The sequence below is a fragment of the Agrobacterium tumefaciens genome (assembly GCF_013318015.2).
Taxonomy (GTDB): domain Bacteria; phylum Pseudomonadota; class Alphaproteobacteria; order Rhizobiales; family Rhizobiaceae; genus Agrobacterium; species Agrobacterium tumefaciens.
In genome coordinates this window covers 886,665-902,710 of record NZ_CP115842.1, presented here as the reverse complement: position 1 = coordinate 902,710, position 16,046 = coordinate 886,665, and the positions used below count along the sequence as shown (strand labels likewise).

The 16,046-nt window shown below is 59.0% G+C and carries 16 protein-coding genes; 8 read left to right on the top strand and 8 right to left on the bottom strand.

What is annotated here, in order from left to right; genetic code table 11:
* Window positions 1-114: 114 nt before the first annotated feature.
* Together G6L97_RS17615 and G6L97_RS17610 are read right to left on the bottom strand one after the other, a co-directional pair.
* Window positions 115-411 carry a hypothetical protein gene (locus G6L97_RS17615; protein WP_013761805.1) on the bottom strand — a complete coding sequence of 99 codons (297 nt, stop codon included), beginning with the start codon at window positions 409-411 and terminating at the stop codon, window positions 115-117.
* A gap of 682 nt (window positions 412-1,093) precedes the next feature.
* Entirely contained in the window at window positions 1,094-2,257 is a 1,164-nt protein-coding gene (locus G6L97_RS17610; protein ID WP_035199638.1) for a M20 aminoacylase family protein, read from the bottom strand.
* A gap of 224 nt (window positions 2,258-2,481) precedes the next feature.
* On the opposite strand from G6L97_RS17610, the gene G6L97_RS17605 reads away from it, so the two are divergent.
* Both G6L97_RS17605 and G6L97_RS17600 read left to right on the top strand, forming a co-directional pair.
* Window positions 2,482-3,540: a D-alanyl-D-alanine carboxypeptidase family protein gene (locus tag G6L97_RS17605; protein WP_046205618.1), complete on the top strand. Its 1,059-nt coding sequence runs from the start codon at window positions 2,482-2,484 to the stop codon at window positions 3,538-3,540.
* A 208-nt stretch (window positions 3,541-3,748) separates the two neighbouring features.
* Entirely contained in the window at window positions 3,749-4,888 is a 1,140-nt protein-coding gene (locus tag G6L97_RS17600; protein WP_065704424.1) for a CobW family GTP-binding protein, read from the top strand.
* 107 nt (window positions 4,889-4,995) lie between these two features.
* Here G6L97_RS17600 and G6L97_RS17595 read toward each other — a convergent pair whose 3' ends face one another.
* From G6L97_RS17595 to G6L97_RS17575, 5 genes are all read right to left on the bottom strand, one after another.
* A complete protein-coding gene (locus G6L97_RS17595) occupies window positions 4,996-5,232 on the bottom strand; it encodes a sulfurtransferase TusA family protein (RefSeq protein WP_003511363.1) in 237 nt (78 codons plus the stop codon).
* On the bottom strand, window positions 5,229-6,527 hold the full coding sequence (locus tag G6L97_RS17590; protein ID WP_025595405.1) for a L,D-transpeptidase family protein: 1,299 nt from the start codon (window positions 6,525-6,527) through the stop codon (window positions 5,229-5,231). Before G6L97_RS17590 ends, G6L97_RS17595 begins: the two co-directional genes overlap by 4 nt.
* Before the next feature lie 290 nt (window positions 6,528-6,817).
* Entirely contained in the window at window positions 6,818-7,771 is a 954-nt protein-coding gene (locus G6L97_RS17585; protein WP_003511360.1) for an acetyl-CoA carboxylase carboxyltransferase subunit alpha, read from the bottom strand.
* A gap of 63 nt (window positions 7,772-7,834) precedes the next feature.
* Window positions 7,835-8,815: a site-specific tyrosine recombinase XerD gene (gene xerD / locus G6L97_RS17580; protein WP_003511359.1), complete on the bottom strand. Its 981-nt coding sequence runs from the start codon at window positions 8,813-8,815 to the stop codon at window positions 7,835-7,837.
* Between the two features lie 11 nt (window positions 8,816-8,826).
* The gene (locus tag G6L97_RS17575; protein WP_003511358.1) at window positions 8,827-9,000 is read right to left on the bottom strand and encodes a hypothetical protein; all 174 of its coding nucleotides are present in this window, start codon (window positions 8,998-9,000) and stop codon (window positions 8,827-8,829) included.
* Window positions 9,001-9,188: 188 nt separating this feature from the next.
* On the opposite strand from G6L97_RS17575, the gene G6L97_RS17570 reads away from it, so the two are divergent.
* Both G6L97_RS17570 and aroB read left to right on the top strand, forming a co-directional pair.
* A complete protein-coding gene (locus tag G6L97_RS17570; RefSeq protein ID WP_003511357.1) occupies window positions 9,189-9,770 on the top strand; it encodes a shikimate kinase in 582 nt (193 codons plus the stop codon).
* Between the two features lie 5 nt (window positions 9,771-9,775).
* On the top strand, window positions 9,776-10,909 hold the full coding sequence (gene aroB / locus G6L97_RS17565) for a 3-dehydroquinate synthase (protein ID WP_003511355.1): 1,134 nt from the start codon (window positions 9,776-9,778) through the stop codon (window positions 10,907-10,909).
* Between the two features lie 19 nt (window positions 10,910-10,928).
* Here the strand turns inward: aroB and G6L97_RS17560 are convergent, their stop codons facing one another.
* Window positions 10,929-11,210, bottom strand: coding sequence for a BolA family protein (locus tag G6L97_RS17560; RefSeq protein WP_065704422.1), 282 nt, complete (start codon window positions 11,208-11,210; stop codon window positions 10,929-10,931).
* Between the two features lie 115 nt (window positions 11,211-11,325).
* Here G6L97_RS17560 and G6L97_RS17555 point away from each other — a divergent pair, with 115 nt between their 5' ends.
* The 4 genes from G6L97_RS17555 to G6L97_RS17540 all read left to right on the top strand — a co-directional run bounded on the left by G6L97_RS17555 (window position 11,326) and on the right by G6L97_RS17540 (window position 16,046).
* Window positions 11,326-11,964, top strand: a complete 639-nt coding sequence (locus tag G6L97_RS17555) for a J domain-containing protein (RefSeq protein WP_065704544.1) — start codon at window positions 11,326-11,328, stop codon at window positions 11,962-11,964.
* Window positions 11,965-12,032: 68 nt separating this feature from the next.
* A complete protein-coding gene (gene cobS / locus G6L97_RS17550; protein WP_003511352.1) occupies window positions 12,033-13,022 on the top strand; it encodes a cobaltochelatase subunit CobS in 990 nt (329 codons plus the stop codon).
* Window positions 13,023-13,129: 107 nt separating this feature from the next.
* The gene (gene cobT / locus G6L97_RS17545) at window positions 13,130-15,031 is read left to right on the top strand and encodes a cobaltochelatase subunit CobT (protein WP_013761798.1); all 1,902 of its coding nucleotides are present in this window, start codon (window positions 13,130-13,132) and stop codon (window positions 15,029-15,031) included.
* Complete coding sequence (locus G6L97_RS17540) at window positions 15,021-16,046, top strand: esterase-like activity of phytase family protein (RefSeq protein ID WP_065704420.1); 1,026 nt, start codon at window positions 15,021-15,023, stop codon at window positions 16,044-16,046. Before cobT ends, G6L97_RS17540 begins: the two co-directional genes overlap by 11 nt.

Below are 16,046 nucleotides of genomic sequence, written 5' to 3'. Positions count from 1 at the left end.
TTTTTTACGGCTTGCGCACCACGCGGCTGAACGCCGCGTCGCAGGCAGCTTCTTGCCCGCGTCATAGAAGTTCATTTGCAGAGACCTGATGCAACGTGGAAGGAGGAACGGCGATCACGCAACGTCGAGTGAATGACGATCGATACGCTCCTGAAGTGCGACCACAACCGCATGCAGGAATTCTCTGCATCGAGGGTCGACGGTCTTCGCCAGTGTCATTTCCAGCCGGCTGCGGATCTTGTCCATGAACCCAACATGATCGAAGCTGTCGGCGGCGATATTTACCTCGACTTCTTCCATATAGTGCAACAGGTGCGGTTCCAGTGCGAGATTTGGGTCCATCCGGTATCGGGTGGCCATCTGCTCTGCAAGCGTTCCCATCTGTACGTATGGGCCATATTCGTTGATCATTCTGTCTCCTTCATCGGGTGTGAGCATCTTAGATAGGTGCTGTTTGTGGATGCACGATATGTGTTTGCGATCAAACGCGCAAAAGACCGGAGCTAATTGGTAAAACGAACGTGACCAATCGATGCTTCGCCGTTCGAACATGCCGGTGTGCACGCTGAGCGAAACGGGACAGCTATTATGTTTGTCTAGGACTAGAGCCGCATGGCCAGCAGTGAAGCGGGTCACGACATTCCGCTCTTTTTTATATTATTGTTTTAAACTGAATTTACAGGAAAATGGTGTCCACGAGAGGATTCGAACCTCCGACCCCAGGATTCATACCACTTCGGCTTTAGCCGCCGCCCATCTCCATTGGATAGGACGTTCGTGGTCTGGACTGTCCCTTCACCATGAGCCTTTCGGCTTTTAGGTGCTGCCCATCCAGTCTCTACACCTTCACCGGATTTCTCCAGAGCTTGGCTCGGGATTGGCATGCTGGAAGACCAGCGAAGCTTTCCCCGACTTTGAGCAGATCGATTGCGTCGTTTCCGGGCGCAACCCCCAATTTGTCTTAGGAATCCTGTGCTCTATCCTGCTGAGCTACGTGGACACTGAATTGCTCTTTAACCTGCCGTAGCCGGCGGATCAACCGCGTTCTTTATCGCGGTTGACCTGTTCCTCTGCTTTCTTTGCGTCCCGGTAGTCAGTTCGTCAGGCGTTGCTCGGCAAGTTTCACCCAATAGGAAATGCCGTAGGCGATGGCGTCGTCGTTGAAATCGTATCCAGGGTTGTGAAGGCCGGCCGAATCGCCGTTGCCGATGAAGATGAAGGCACCCGGCCTTTCCTTCAACATGAAGGAAAAATCCTCGCCCGCCATGGAAGGGTCGACATCGGGGTCGACGTTGTTTTCACCAGCCACATCGCGGGCGACGTGGATGGCGTGGTCGGTCTCGTCCGCATGGTTGAAGGTCACCGGGCAATAACGTTCATAGACGACCTCGGCTTCCGCTCCATTGGCAAGCGCTATGCCTTCCGCCATCTGCTTGATGCGATCCTGCGCGAGATCGCGCACCGTCTCGTCCAGACTACGCACCGTGCCGGCAATCAGCGCGTCGTTGGGAATGATGTTGTGGCTGGAGCCGGCGTGAAAGCGGGTGACGGACACGACCACGGATCGGATCGGATCGGCATTGCGCGAGGCGATCATCTGCAGATTGCCGACGATCTGTGCGCCGATCGTGATCGGGTCGATCGTGCGGTGCGGCTGGGCCGCATGGCCGCCACGACCTTTGACAGTGATCGAGAACTTGTCCGGTGCCGCCATGATACCGCCCTTGCGGATGGCGAACGAGCCGAGCGGAATACCCGGCATATTGTGCATGCCGTAGACCTCATCGATGCCGAACCGCTCCATCAGGCCGTCCTCGACCATGGCGAGCGCACCCGCACCGCCTTCTTCGGCGGGCTGGAAGATGACCGCGATGGACCCGGCGAAATTGCGGGTTTCCGCGAGATATTTGGCGGCGCCAAGCAGCATGGCGGTGTGGCCGTCGTGGCCGCAGGCATGCATGGCGCCTGCGGTTTTGGAAGCCCAGGGTTTGCCGGTTTCCTCAAGGATGGGAAGAGCATCCATATCCGCCCGAAAGCCGATGGTGCGATTGCCTGGAATATTGCCTCTGATGATGCCGACCACGCCCGTGCGGCCAAGACCGGTCACGATTTCGTCAACGCCGAAAGATTTCAGCTTGTCCGCAACGAAAGCTGCGGTGTTGTCGACATCATACAAAATCTCGGGATTTTCATGCAGGTGACGCCGCCATTCGCTGACTTCCTGCTGAAGTTCGGCGGCTCTGTTCAAAATCGGCATTCGTTCATTCCTGGGTTCATCGGTGCGGCATGGCGTAAAAGCCTATCCTCCGCGGTGGATAGTGCGCCGCATAATTGACGTAATCAATGTACTTTGCCATTGCTAGGACATATATGGTGAATATTGCCATTCCCTGACTGAAGACGGGAATTCGAGGATAAGCCTTGCCACAGAATCTTAAATCGCCAAACGCCGCCCGACGGCTCTCCGCAGCCATTGCCATCATGACCGCCGGCCTTGTTGCCGCCGCACCCGTGGCGAATGCCAATCCAAAAATGGTGGTCGATGTCAAAACCGGCAAGGTGATTTCCCACCAGGAAGCGTTCCGCAAGTGGTATCCGGCCTCGCTGACCAAGCTGATGACCGCCTATATCGCCTTTTCGCAGATGAAGGCCGGCAAGCTCAGCCCGCAGACGGAAGTGGTGATGAGCAAGAAGGCCGCCGACCAGCCGGCCTCGAAAATGTATTTCAAGCCCGGCCAGAAGCTGACGATGGACAGCGCGCTGAAGCTGCTGCTCATCAAATCCGCCAATGATATCGCTGTGGCGATTGCCGAAACCATCGGCGGCACCAGCGATAATTTCGTGGCGCAGATGAATGCGCAGGCGCAGCGGCTGGGCATGAGCTCCACCCGTTACATCAACGCCAACGGCCTGCCCGGCAAGGGCCAATATACGACGGCGCGTGACCTTGCGCTTCTGGCGTTGATCATCAAGCGGGAATTCCCGGAATATGCCCATTATTTCTCGCTGGAAGGTGTCACCACCGGCAAGAAGGACTACGCCAACTTCAATATGCTCGTTGGCCGCTTTGATGGCGCAGATGGCATGAAGACCGGCTTCATCTGCGCATCCGGTTTCAACCAGGTGTCCTCCGCCGTGCGCAACGGCCGTTCGGTCATAACTGTGGTGCTGGGGGCAGATAGCCTTGCCGGGCGAACCGACCAGTCCGCTGATCTGCTGCAGATGGGACTGACGGCGCCCTCGGGCCAAGGCGTTTCACTCGCCTCGCTGGCACCCTATGGCGATACCGCCGAGGTAAACGACGTCAGTGCCGAAATCTGCAATCCGAAGGCGGCCAAGGTGCGCAGCGAAAGCCGCGACGAGACCGGCCGCATGGTCATCCATTCGCCCTACGTTACGGAAATGACCCGTCCGCCGGAATATTCTTTCGCGGGTCTCATTCCCGGCAGTGAGACGGTGGCGGTCAACACCGCCAAGGGTGCGAGCGCCAAGGGACAAGTGGCCAACGTGCCGATTCCGATCCCGCGTCCGACATTCTGATTTCGCCTAACCGCACTCTTTATGGATGAGGGCGCGCGCGAAGCCTGAACGCTGCGCGGAATCTGTATTCGCAGCTTCGGTTTGTTATGATATTACAGTGTCGCTCGTGGCCTTCAGGCCCCGGGCGATTTTTTGTGATTATTGCGCGGTTCCGGATCTAATATCGGCCAACGATCTGCCGGAGCGGCCATCAACATACAGGCAAGACATGTCTCGCGATCGCATACCGGTTTCAATCATCACCGGATTTCTCGGCGCCGGAAAATCGACGCTGCTCAACCGGCTTCTCAAAGACCCCGATATGAGCGACGCCGCGATCATCATCAATGAATTCGGCGATGTCAGCATCGACCATATGCTGGTTGAAAGTGCAGGCGAGGGCATCATCGAACTGGCGGAAGGCTGCCTTTGCTGCACCGTTCGCGGCGAGCTGGTGGATACTCTGGCGGAACTGATGGACGGCATCCAGACCGGCAAGCTGAAGCCGGTGAAGCGTGTCGTGATCGAAACCACTGGTCTTGCTGATCCCGCTCCCGTCATGCAGTCTGTCATGGGCAACCCGGTGATTGCGCAGAATTTCGTTCTGAACGGCATCATTACGGTTGTGGATGCCGTGAACGGCCTGTCCACACTCGATAATCACGAGGAAGCGGTGAAGCAGGCGGCGGTGGCCGATCGGCTGGTGATGACGAAGCGCGCGCTTGCCGATGCTTCCACAATTTCCACGCTGTCGGCCCGCCTTCAGGCGCTAAACCCGCGCGCGACGATCGAGGATGGTGACCGGGCCGACTGGAGTGCTGCCGCACTGCTGGATAACGGTCTTTACGATCCCGGCAGCAAAAATGCCGATGTCGGCCGCTGGCTGGGGGAAGAGGCGGAACACGATCACCACGACCACGACCACGATCATGACCACCACCATCATGGCGACCACGATGGCCACCATCACCACCACGATGTGAACCGGCACGACGCGTCGATCCGTTCCTTCTCGATCATTCACGACCAGCCGATAGCCCCGATGGCAATCGACATGTTCGTGGACTTGCTGCGTTCGGCGCATGGGGAAAAGTTGTTGCGGATGAAGGCCGTCGTCAAGCTGTCGGACAATCCGGACCGACCCCTTGTGCTGCACGGGGTACAGAACATTTTCCACACACCCGAGCGCCTCGCGGCATGGCCGGACCCGTCTGACCAGCGCACGCGCATGGTGCTGATTACCAAGGATTTGCCGGAGGCGTTCGTGCAGGACCTGTTTGCTGCTTTCACCGGCACGCCGGGCATCGACCGTCCGGACAGGCAGGCGATGACGGACAATCCGCTGGCGGTTTCGGGGTTGAGGTTTTAGGTCGCAAAACGGTGGTTGAAACCCGCGGGCGGGGCACCCCTTTACCTTGTCGAGTATCTCACCCTCAAGGGGGAGATCGAGTGGAGTATTCTCGGCAGCGAGGGTAATTACGCTCCCTTCACGATCCTGAATCGGTGTCCTTTGGTCAACGTCGTAGTTTCAACCAGGCTATGCCCATCCTGGTTGCACATATGGGCAATATCGATAACCGCCAGCGGGTCGGTCGTCTCTACAACAAGAACATCGCCCGCCTGCAGGCCAGCGAGTTTTTTACGGCTTCTTAAAACCGGAAGGGGGCATTTAAGCCCCCTCAAGTCGAAAACTATGTCAGCCGTGTCGGTCATTCCTTGGCCCAGAACTTCCAGAACGGCTTCTTTTCCGGTGCTTCCGCTGGCGGTGCTGCGGAAAAAGCGAGCGGGTTCATGGCCGGTACAGGGACCTGGGCGGCAGTTCCGTTCTGACCAGGCCCCGAAGCCGCAGGCGTAGCAGCGGCAACCATTGTCGGGGCCGCCGGGGCAGGGTTCGATTGCGGAGCTGCGGGCTGGGTTGCCGAAGGATGCGGGGTCCGCAGAGAAGACGCGGTTGCGGTGGTCGCCGGCGAAGACGAGGTCACCTGCTGCGCCTTCTTCTCCATCAGCGCGGCATATTCCGTTTCCTTCATCAGCTTGCCGGCCTTCAGCGCCGAGCCGGTCGGAGCATAAGCGGGTTCGCGGCCCTTGCGCTTTTCGGCAACCAGCGCTTTGCGCTCCGCCTCGCTCGGGTCGTACCAGGCCATGCCGTCATATTTCTTCATCGCCTTTTCATAGGCGAGATCATAGGTCTTTTCGTAGCTCGAAAGCGCGCTCACCAGTGCCGGCGGCGTGCTCATGGCCGGGCATTGCGCAGATGCGTTGAACGTGCCGCCTTCGGTCTGCTGGTTGAAGACATATTTCTTCTCGCAGACATTCACTTCCGGCGGGCGTTTCGTGACTTCGAAATTGTCGTAACCGACCTTCAGCATCTTCCAGAAATCGAGATGCTCGCTCTGGCGGTGGCGGGCCATGTTTTCCGCGGTCATACGGAAGGGAAAGGCCTGCAGCTGAACGGTCTTCTGGCCACCCTTGAAGGCGTCGCGGGCGAAACCGTAGATTTCAAGGATCTGCGCGTCCGTCATCGAATAGCAGCCGGATGACGAGCAGGCGCCATGGATCATCAGGTTGGTGCCGTTGCGGCCGTTGGCGGCATCGTAGCGGTTCGGAAAGCCGGTGTTGATGGCAAGGTAATATTTAGAGTTGGGATTGAGGTGCGCGGGCGTCAGGTTGTAGAAACCTTCCGGCGCCTGCCGGTCGCCCTCTTTCACCTTGGGGCCGAGTTTGCCGGACCAGGCGCAAATCTGGTATTCGGCAATCTTGTCGAAGCGGTTGTCGCGCTTGGCCTTCCAGATTTCCAACGCGCCTTCTTCCTTGAAGATGCGGATCATGATCGGCGAGGTGCGATCCATGTTCTTCTTGTCGATCTCGGCAAGAATGGACGGAGAAAGCGGGTAATCAACCTTGTTTTTAACGTGGGAGACGTCGCGTTCGACGGTTTCGAGCGTATCGTTGCAGCCGCTGAGAATGAGCGCGGTGCAGGCAAGAAGTGCAAAATGTGTCAAACGCATGATCTGATCCGAAAGACGATGGCACGGGCGACGGAGTTCTACACCGTCCCGCGTGTATTTTAAATACGGTATTAACCGTTTACATCTTCTTAACTCAAATCGGACCCGCCCCTGCGGCCGCCGATACATCTGTTGATGTGACCGGACTATGGCCGAGTTGGGGCGAGATTCAAGGAAAATAAGGCTGGAGCTAGATTGTTTTGGCTTCTTTTTGATCCACCAAAAAATCTAACTGCCTCTTTTTGCGCATTTCCGCACGTAAACCGCTGCGCACTTTTACTGGAAACGCTCTAAAGGTTTCTGCCGATATCCAGGAATTTCTGGCGGCGTTCGGCGCGCAGCTGCGTGCCCGAGCGCTGCGAAAGATCGGCGAGCGCCTTGGCGATAACGTCGCCGGTGGCACCAATCACGGCCGCCGGATCACGATGCGCGCCGCCCATCGGCTCGGGAATGATGCCGTCGATGACGCCAAGCGACTTCAGATCTTCCGAGGTGATTTTCATGTTGGTCGCGGCTTCCTTGGCACGGGTCGAATCGCGCCAGAGAATGGAAGCGGCACCTTCCGGCGAAATCACCGAATAGATCGCATGTTCGAGCATGTAGACGCGGTTGCCCGTGGCGATCGCGATTGCGCCGCCCGAGCCGCCTTCGCCGATGACGACGGAGACGATCGGCACCTTGACGTTGAGGCACATTTCCGTCGAGCGGGCGATGGCTTCTGCCTGACCGCGCTCTTCTGCGCCGACACCGGGATAGGCACCAGCGGTATCGATAAGGGTCACGACCGGCAGCGAGAAGCGGTCAGCCAGTTCCAGCACGCGGATCGCCTTGCGGTAACCTTCCGGACGCGGGCTGCCGAAATTGTGCTTCAGGCGGCTTTTGGTGTCATTGCCCTTTTCCTGGCCGATAATGGCGACGGGCTGGCCATTAAAGCGGGCAAGGCCCGCCTGGATGGCAGCGTCTTCGGAAAATTTGCGGTCGCCTGCAAGTGGCGTGAAATCCGTGAACAGCGCCTTGGCGTAATCGACGAAATGCGGGCGCTGCGGATGGCGCGCGACCTGCGTTTTCTGCCACGCGTTCAGCTTGGAATAGATATCCTGCATCGCGTCATTGACGCGTGATTCCAGGCGATTGATCTCCTCCGAGGTGTCTATGCTCTCGTCTTCATCGGCAAGCTTCTTCAGCTCGATGATCTTGCCTTCAAGGTCCGAGATAGGTTTTTCGAAGTCGAGATAATTGTGCATGAGATCCGTTTCCGATCGTTTTGCGCAAGGTTTGAGCCGGATTATCCGGCGGTTCCGGTCGCTCTAATCAAGGTTTTTGCCCTGTTTGGCAAGGGGGTGATGTGTTTGTACCAGCTCTTGCAGGCGTTCTTCCAGCACATGTGTATAGATTTGTGTCGTGGAAATGTCGGAATGGCCGAGCAGTTCCTGCACGGCGCGCAGGTCGGCGCCGTTCTGCAGAAGGTGGCTGGCAAAGGCGTGGCGCAGGACATGCGGTGACACCGCCGAGGGATTGAGGCCCGCGCGAATGGCAATGTCCTTCAGGTCGCGGGCGAAAACCTGTCGCGGCAGATGCCCTTCCTTGCTGTTTGAAGGAAACAGCCACGGACTTTCCGGACTGTCAGCCTTTTTGGGGGACGCGGGCGTCCTGCTTTTCTCAGGTACGAGCGACTTCCTGGCCGCGTCGTATTTTTCCATCGCCTCGATGGCCGCGCGAGACAGCAACACCATGCGGTCCTTGTTGCCCTTGCCGCGGATCATCAGGAAGCGTCCCTCCTGGCGCAAAACCTTGACCGGCAGCGAAACGAGTTCGCTGACGCGCATGCCGGTCGCGTAGAGAAGTTCGAGCAGGAGATGCATGCGGATGCGGGCAAGCTGGCCGGGGCCGGTTAAGGCGGCCTCTTCAGCAGCGATGCCAAGAAGTTTTGTCACGTCCGCGACGCTCATCGTCTTGGGCAAGGTGAGGCCCTTCTTGGGTGCATCGATGGTACCGGTCGGGTCGTCGCCGCGAAGTCCTTCAGAATAGAGGAACCGGTAGAATTGCCGCATGGAAGACAGGCGTCTTGCCTGCGACGTGGCTGCAAAGCCCTGAGTGGAAAGATGGGTCAGATAGGCCGACAGGTCTGCCGTGGCGGCTTCCATCAAGGACTGGCCTCGGCCACCGAGAAATTCACGCAGATCGGAAAGGTCGCGTTCGTAAGAAGAGAGCGTATTGGCGGCGGCACCCCGTTCGGCGCTCATCATTTCCAGAAAACTTTCGAGCCGCGCGCCGTCCCGCCCGCTCATCTCTTTGCTACTCATGGGGTGCGCCTTGCCGGCTCCGCCGACGGCGGGTTCAGCCGCTCGGAAGGAATGCGCACCGTCACCTCGCGATCATTGGGCTTGACGAACATGACCAGCAGCACCATGCCGCCATAGATCAGCCCCGCGATGGTTGCCAGTATCATCGTGAAGCGGAAGAGGGTTGGCATGGCGGCTCCGTGAGGGTGGCTGTCTGAAGGTATATGCGGTGCAGCGAAAGCGGCGACAAGATCAAAAAGCGGTAGTCCGCCGCTGCCGCATGCGGCGATGAATGTGATTCAACGCAATTCAGTCAGCAATTTGGCTTGACGCTTCGTAAACATTTGCAGATATCCATGCCAAACGGGCTTTCAATTTTATGAATGAAAAGAATTTATCTGTCCCGGTCACACTCGGGGAGCAAGCGCGGGCCAAGCTCGCCGGGCGCAACGTCGTCTTTGTCGGACTGATGGGGGCTGGAAAGTCCGCGATCGGTCGCATGGTCGCCCAGCAGCTCAAGGTCTCCTTCATCGACACGGATGTCGAAATCGAGCGTGTTTCCCGCATGACGATAGCCGAACTTTTCGCCACCTATGGCGAGGAGGAGTTCCGGGCGCTGGAAACGCGGGTCGTCAAGCGGCTGCTGCGCGGTGGCCCCAAGGTCATTTCTACCGGCGGCGGCGCTTTCATCAACGACAATACCCGCCGGCACATCACGCGCGGCAGTGTGTCGCTGTGGCTGAAGGCCGATATCGAGGTTTTGTGGGAAAGGGTCAACAAGCGTGATCATCGCCCGCTTCTCAAGACCGAAAACCCCAAGGCCACGCTGGCGGCTCTGATGGAGAAACGTTATCCGATCTATGCGGAAGCGGATCTGACCATCGAATCCCGCGATGTCCGCAAGGAGATCATCGTGACCGAAGTGCTGGCCGCCATCGCCGGCCTTGAACAGAAAGACTGAGCATCATGACGCCTTCCGAAATCCACACCGACGAACGTCTTGTCCATGTGCCGCTCGGTGAGCGCGCTTACGACATTCTGATCGGACCGGGCCTGATCGGCAGGGCGGGCGGCGAGATTTCGTCGCGGCTGAAGGGCAGGCGTGCCGCTATCATCACTGACGAGCATGTTGCACCGCTTTACCTCGAAGGCCTGATGGACGGCCTGCAGACGGATGGCATCGAGGCCGTTTCGCTGACCTTGCCTGCGGGCGAGAAGACCAAGAGCTTCGAACATCTGGTCACTGTTTGCGATGCCGTTCTCTCCGCACGGGTGGAGCGCAACGATGCGGTGATTGCGCTTGGCGGCGGTGTTATCGGCGATCTCGCCGGTTTTGCGGCGGGCATCGTGCGTCGCGGCGTGCGTTTCGTGCAGATACCGACCTCGCTTCTGTCGCAGGTGGATTCCTCCGTCGGCGGCAAGACGGGCATCAATACCCGCCAAGGCAAGAACCTTGTCGGCGTTTTCCATCAGCCCGATCTGGTGCTGGCCGATACGGCGGTGCTCGATACGCTGAGCGAGCGCGAATTCCGCGCCGGTTACGCCGAGGTGGTGAAATATGGCTTGATCGACAAGCCGGACTTCTTCTTCTGGCTGGAAAAGAACTGGGATGAAATCCGCACCGGCGGTCCCGCCCGCATCCAGGCGATTGCCACAAGCTGCCAGGCGAAGGCCGATGTGGTGGTGGCCGACGAGAAGGAAAACGGCGTACGCGCCCTTCTGAACCTCGGCCACACATTCGGCCACGCGCTGGAGGCAGCAACGAATTATGACAGCAAGCGGCTGGTGCACGGCGAAGGTGTCGCCATCGGCATGGTGCTGGCGCACCAGTTTTCCGCCCGCCTCAACCTTGCAAGCCCTGATGATGCCGCGCGCGTCGAAGCGCACCTCAAGGCGGTTGGTCTGCCAGTGTCAATGAAGGATATTCCAGGTGAACTGCCGCCGGTCGAGATGCTGATGGCGGCAATTGCGCAGGACAAGAAGGTCAAGGGCGGCAAGCTCACCTTCATCCTCACCCACGGCATCGGCCAGTCCTTCGTGGCCGACGATGTCGCGACGTCCGAGGTGCAGTCTTTCCTGTCGGAAAAGCATCCCGGCTGAGGCTTAAGGCGCGCGTTACCTAGAACCGCGTCGGCTCCCCCGGCGCCGCCGCCTCGATGGCGAGGGCATGCAGCCCGGCGTCGAGTTCCTGTTTCAAAAGTGCATTGATCGCCCGGTGGCGGTCAATGCGTGACTTGCCTGCGAAGCTTTCAGACACTATCTGAACACGCATATGCGTCTCGCCGGTGCCGGTTATGTCCGGCTGATGGCCGGCATGCATCTGGCTTTCATCGATCACCACCAGGCGTTCCGGCGAAAAGCTTTGCCGAAGCTTTGTTTCTATGCGTTCTCGCAGGGACATGCGATGGGCTCCAATCCTGTTGGCTGGTCTTTAAAAGGGGCTACCTAAAAGCCTGCAACATTCCGCTTTGTCAATTCTTGTTGTGCGCCTTTTCGCACCCCATAATCAGGGCATCATGAAACTGGATTCGAAATATTTCGACCGCATCCGTACACGCAGAAAAAGGGACAGGGAACCTGAGGTTCAGGCCCCGACCTGCCAGTGGGACGGATGCGACAAGCCGGGCGCTCACCGTGCACCTGTCGGCCGCAATGCCGAGGGGCAATTCTTCCTGTTCTGTTTCGAGCATGTGAAGGAATACAATAAGGGCTATAATTATTTCTCCGGGCTGTCTGACACCGAGATCGCCCGTTACCAGAAGGAAGCGATCACCGGCCATCGTCCCACCTGGACGGTTGGCGTGAACAAGACTGCGCGCGACAGCCCGCTGCACTCCACGCTGCGTTCCGGCGCGGCGGGCGCGGCCAATGCCCGCATCCGCGATCCTTTTGGCTTCACGAATGGTTATGCAAACGGGGCAAAGGCCGGCGGCCAGCGCCTGCAGCAGGACCGCAAGTTGAAGACGCTGGAGGCGAAAGCCTTCGATACGCTCGGCCTTTCTGCGGGTGCAAAGCAGGAAGAGATAAAAAGGCGCTATAAGGAGCTTGTCAAAAAGCACCATCCTGATGCTAATGGTGGCGATCGCGGCTCTGAAGAACGTTTTCGGGCTGTTGTTCAAGCATATCAATTGTTAAAGCAGTCAGGTTTCTGCTAAGCCAACGTTCGTGTTTACCGCCTGATTGATGATGTGGCCGGGTGGCCGCCGCCCGCCTTGGAGACGTGATGAGCAAAATCGACCTTGATATTTCCAACCTGCCCGACACGACGGTGTCCGTGCGGGAGGTTTTCGGCATTGATACGGATCTGCGGGTTCCCGCCTATTCGCAGGGCGACGCCTATGTGCCCGACCTTGATCCCGACTATCTTTTCGACCGCGATACGACGCTCGCTATTCTTGCCGGTTTTGCTCACAACCGACGCGTCATGGTTTCCGGCTTTCACGGCACGGGCAAGTCCACCCATATTGAGCAGGTAGCTGCCCGCCTGAACTGGCCCTGCGTGCGCGTCAATCTTGACAGCCACGTCAGCCGTATCGACCTCGTCGGCAAGGACGCCATCGTCCTCAAAGACGGCAAGCAGGTCACCGAATTCAAGGACGGCATTTTGCCCTGGGCCTACCAGCACAATGTCGCGCTTGTCTTCGACGAATACGATGCCGGTCGCCCGGACGTGATGTTCGTCATCCAGCGCGTGCTGGAATCCTCGGGCCGCCTGACGCTGCTCGACCAGAGCCGCGTTATCCGTCCTCACCCCGCCTTCCGCATTTTTGCGACCGCCAACACGGTCGGCCTCGGCGACACGACGGGCCTTTACCACGGCACGCAGCAGATCAACCAGGCGCAGATGGACCGCTGGTCCATCGTCACCACGCTGAACTACCTGCCGCATGAGCAGGAAGTGAACATCATTGCCGCAAAGGTAAAGAGCCTCAACAATCCGAAGGGTCGCGAAACCGTCTCCAAGATGGTGCGTGTGGCCGATCTTACCCGTTCGGCCTTCGTCAATGGCGACCTTTCCACGGTCATGAGCCCGCGTACCGTCATTACCTGGGCGGAAAATGCGGAAATCTTTGGCGATCTCGCCTTTGCGTTCCGCGTGACCTTCCTCAACAAGTGCGACGAACTGGAGCGCACGCTGGTTGCCGAACAATATCAGCGGGCTTTCGGCGTCGAGCTGAAGGAAAGTGCTGCGAACATCGTTCTCAGCGCCTGATCTTCCCCGGCTTGTCCGGAGAACATCACCGATGACTTGAAGACGCCGGCGGGCCGCGCATCCTTGGATGGGCGGCTCCGAAGCGTCGACAACTGACAGGAAAGACAATGGCAGCGCGCGGCGACAATTCCAGAGCAAAACCGGGTACGGCGGTCGATACCGAACCGTTGCGTCAGGCGATTGCCGGATGTGTGCGATCGGTTGCCGGCGATGCAGAGGTTGAGGTCGTTTTCGCCAATGAGCGGCCTGGCCTTGCCGGAGAGCGCATGCGCCTGCCGGAAATTTCCAAGAAACCCACCGCGCAGGAAATCGCCGTCACCCGTGGCCTTGGCGATTCCATGGCGCTTCGCCTTGCCTGCCATGACGCTGACACCCATGCGGTGATGTCGCCGCAGGGTGCCGAGGCGCGGTTGATCTTTGACGCTGTTGAGCAGGCGCGGGTGGAATCCATCGGTGCACTGCGCATGCCGGGCATGGCCTCCAACATTCAGGCCATGAACACGGAAAAATATGCCAAGGCGAATTTTTCGGGCATCAACACGAAGGACGATGCACCGCTTGCCGAAGCCGTCGCCCTTTTGGTGCGCGAGAAGCTGACCGGCGAAAAGCCACCGGCCAGTGCCGGCAAGGTTCTCGACCTGTGGCGCGACTTCATCGAGGACAAGGCTGCCGGCGACCTGAGCGACCTTTCCAAGGTGATTGGCGACCAGAAGGCTTTTTCGCGGCTGGTGCGCAAGATGCTGACCTCCATGCAGATGGCGGAGGAATTCGGCGACGACGATAACGAGCCGGAAAGCCAGGAGGCAGAATCCGACGAGGAGCAGCCGCGCACTAACGAGACCGAAGAAGAACAGGTCGAGGAAGAAGCCGGTTCCGATGCGACGCCCGCTGATGAAAGCGAGGCCTCGCAGGAGGAGATGGAAGAAGGCGAGATGGACGGCGCCGAGATGTCGGACGAGGAAATGTCCGACGATCTCGATGAGGATTCCGAGACGCCCGGCGAGACCCGCCGCCCCAACAGCCCCTTCGACGATTTCAACGAGAAGGTCGACTACCGCATATTCACCCAGGAATTCGACGAGGAAATCCACGCCGAGGAACTGTGCGACGAGGCGGAGCTTGACCGCCTGCGCGCGTTTCTCGACAAACAGCTCGCCCATCTTCAGGGCGCCGTCGGACGTCTGGCGAACCGGCTGCAACGCCGCCTGATGGCGCAGCAGAACCGTTCGTGGGATTTCGATCTGGAAGAGGGCTATCTCGATCCGGCTCGCCTCGTGCGGCTTATCATCGATCCCATGCAGCCGCTCTCCTTCAAGAAGGAGCGCGACACCAAGTTCCGCGACACGGTGGTTTCGCTCGTCATCGACAATTCGGGTTCGATGCGTGGCCGCCCGATCACGGTTGCGGCCACCTGCGCCGATATTCTTGCGCGTACGCTGGAACGGTCGGGTGTGAAGGTGGAGATTCTCGGCTTCACCACCAAGGCGTGGAAGGGCGGTCAGTCGCGCGAGCAATGGCTGGCCAGCGGCAAACCCGGCTCGCCGGGTCGGCTCAATGATTTGCGCCATATCATCTACAAGTCGGCGGATGCACCCTGGCGGCGTGCACGGCGCAATCTTGGCCTAATGATGCGTGAAGGCCTGCTGAAGGAAAACATTGACGGCGAAGCGCTGATGTGGGCGCATAACCGCCTCATCGGCCGCCCCGAGCAGCGCAAGATCATGATGATGATTTCGGACGGTGCGCCGGTGGACGATTCGACGCTGTCGGTCAATGCGGGTAACTATCTGGAGCGGCACCTGCGCGCCGTTATCGAACAGATCGAGACACGTTCGCCGGTGGAGCTTCTGGCGATCGGTATCGGCCATGATGTGACGCGTTATTACCGTCGCGCCGTGACGATCGTGGATGCGGACGAACTGGCTGGCGCGATGACCGAACAGCTTGCTGCTCTCTTCGAGGATACCAATACCGCCAGCTCGTCCCGCAAGGTTCGCCGTGCGGGATAAGCGGGGCCGGGCTTTTCTTTCCTGTAAATCGCTGGCCGTAGCTGCAGTTCTTGCGGTCGCAGCGCTCGTTCCGGTTCCCATCGGCGCGTCGACCATCGATGTTCCGGTCAGCGTCCGTCTGTTGTCAGGCTTCGAGGTCGGCACCAGCGCCAGGCGTTTCGGCAAGCTGGAATTTATCGGCGGCATGGTGATGAGCACGCCGGAAAAACTATTCGGTGCCATATCCTCCATCCGCTTTCGCCCAAACGGGCAGGAATTCGTTGCTGTGCTGGATACCGGCCACTGGCTCACGGGCAAGATCGCACGCGGCCCGTCGGGCGCGCTGTCCGGGTTGGCTGACGTGCGTATCACTGCCATGCTGGATGCCAGCGGCGGTGAACCCTCCCGCAAGATGGAAATGGATGCGGAAGGTCTGGCGCTGCGGGATGGCAAGGTATTCGTCAGCTACGAGCAGCGGCACAGGATCGACGCCTATCCCGATCCGGGGTTCGAGACCTCAAAGCCGCTCAGCCGCCTGCCTCATCTCATTCCCAACAGCGAACTGCGCCACAATGGCGGCATGGAGGCCCTTGCGGTCTCGCCGGCCGATTCGCCGCTTGCCGGTGCCCTTGTCGTGGTGGCTGAGAAAAGCATCGATGCCGACGGCAATCTTCTCGCCGCCATACTGGAAGGCCCGTTGAAGGGCACATTCGCGGTCACCCATCACCCCTCATTCGACGTGACGGACGGTGCTTTCCTGCCCAATGGCGACCTGCTGCTTCTGGAGCGCCGCTTCAATTTCGCTGAAGGGGTGGGGATGCGCATCCGCCGCATCAAGGCTGCCGATATCAGGCCGGGCGCGGTGGTGGATGGCGAAATCCTGCTGGAAGCGGGCATGGTCTACCAGATCGATAATATGGAAGGCATGGATGTGGTGAAGGGGCCTGATGGTTCCACACGCCTCATCATCGTTTCCGATGACAATCACTCATTTCTCCAGCGCAATCTGATGTTGGAATTCAAGCTGGTGGAGTGA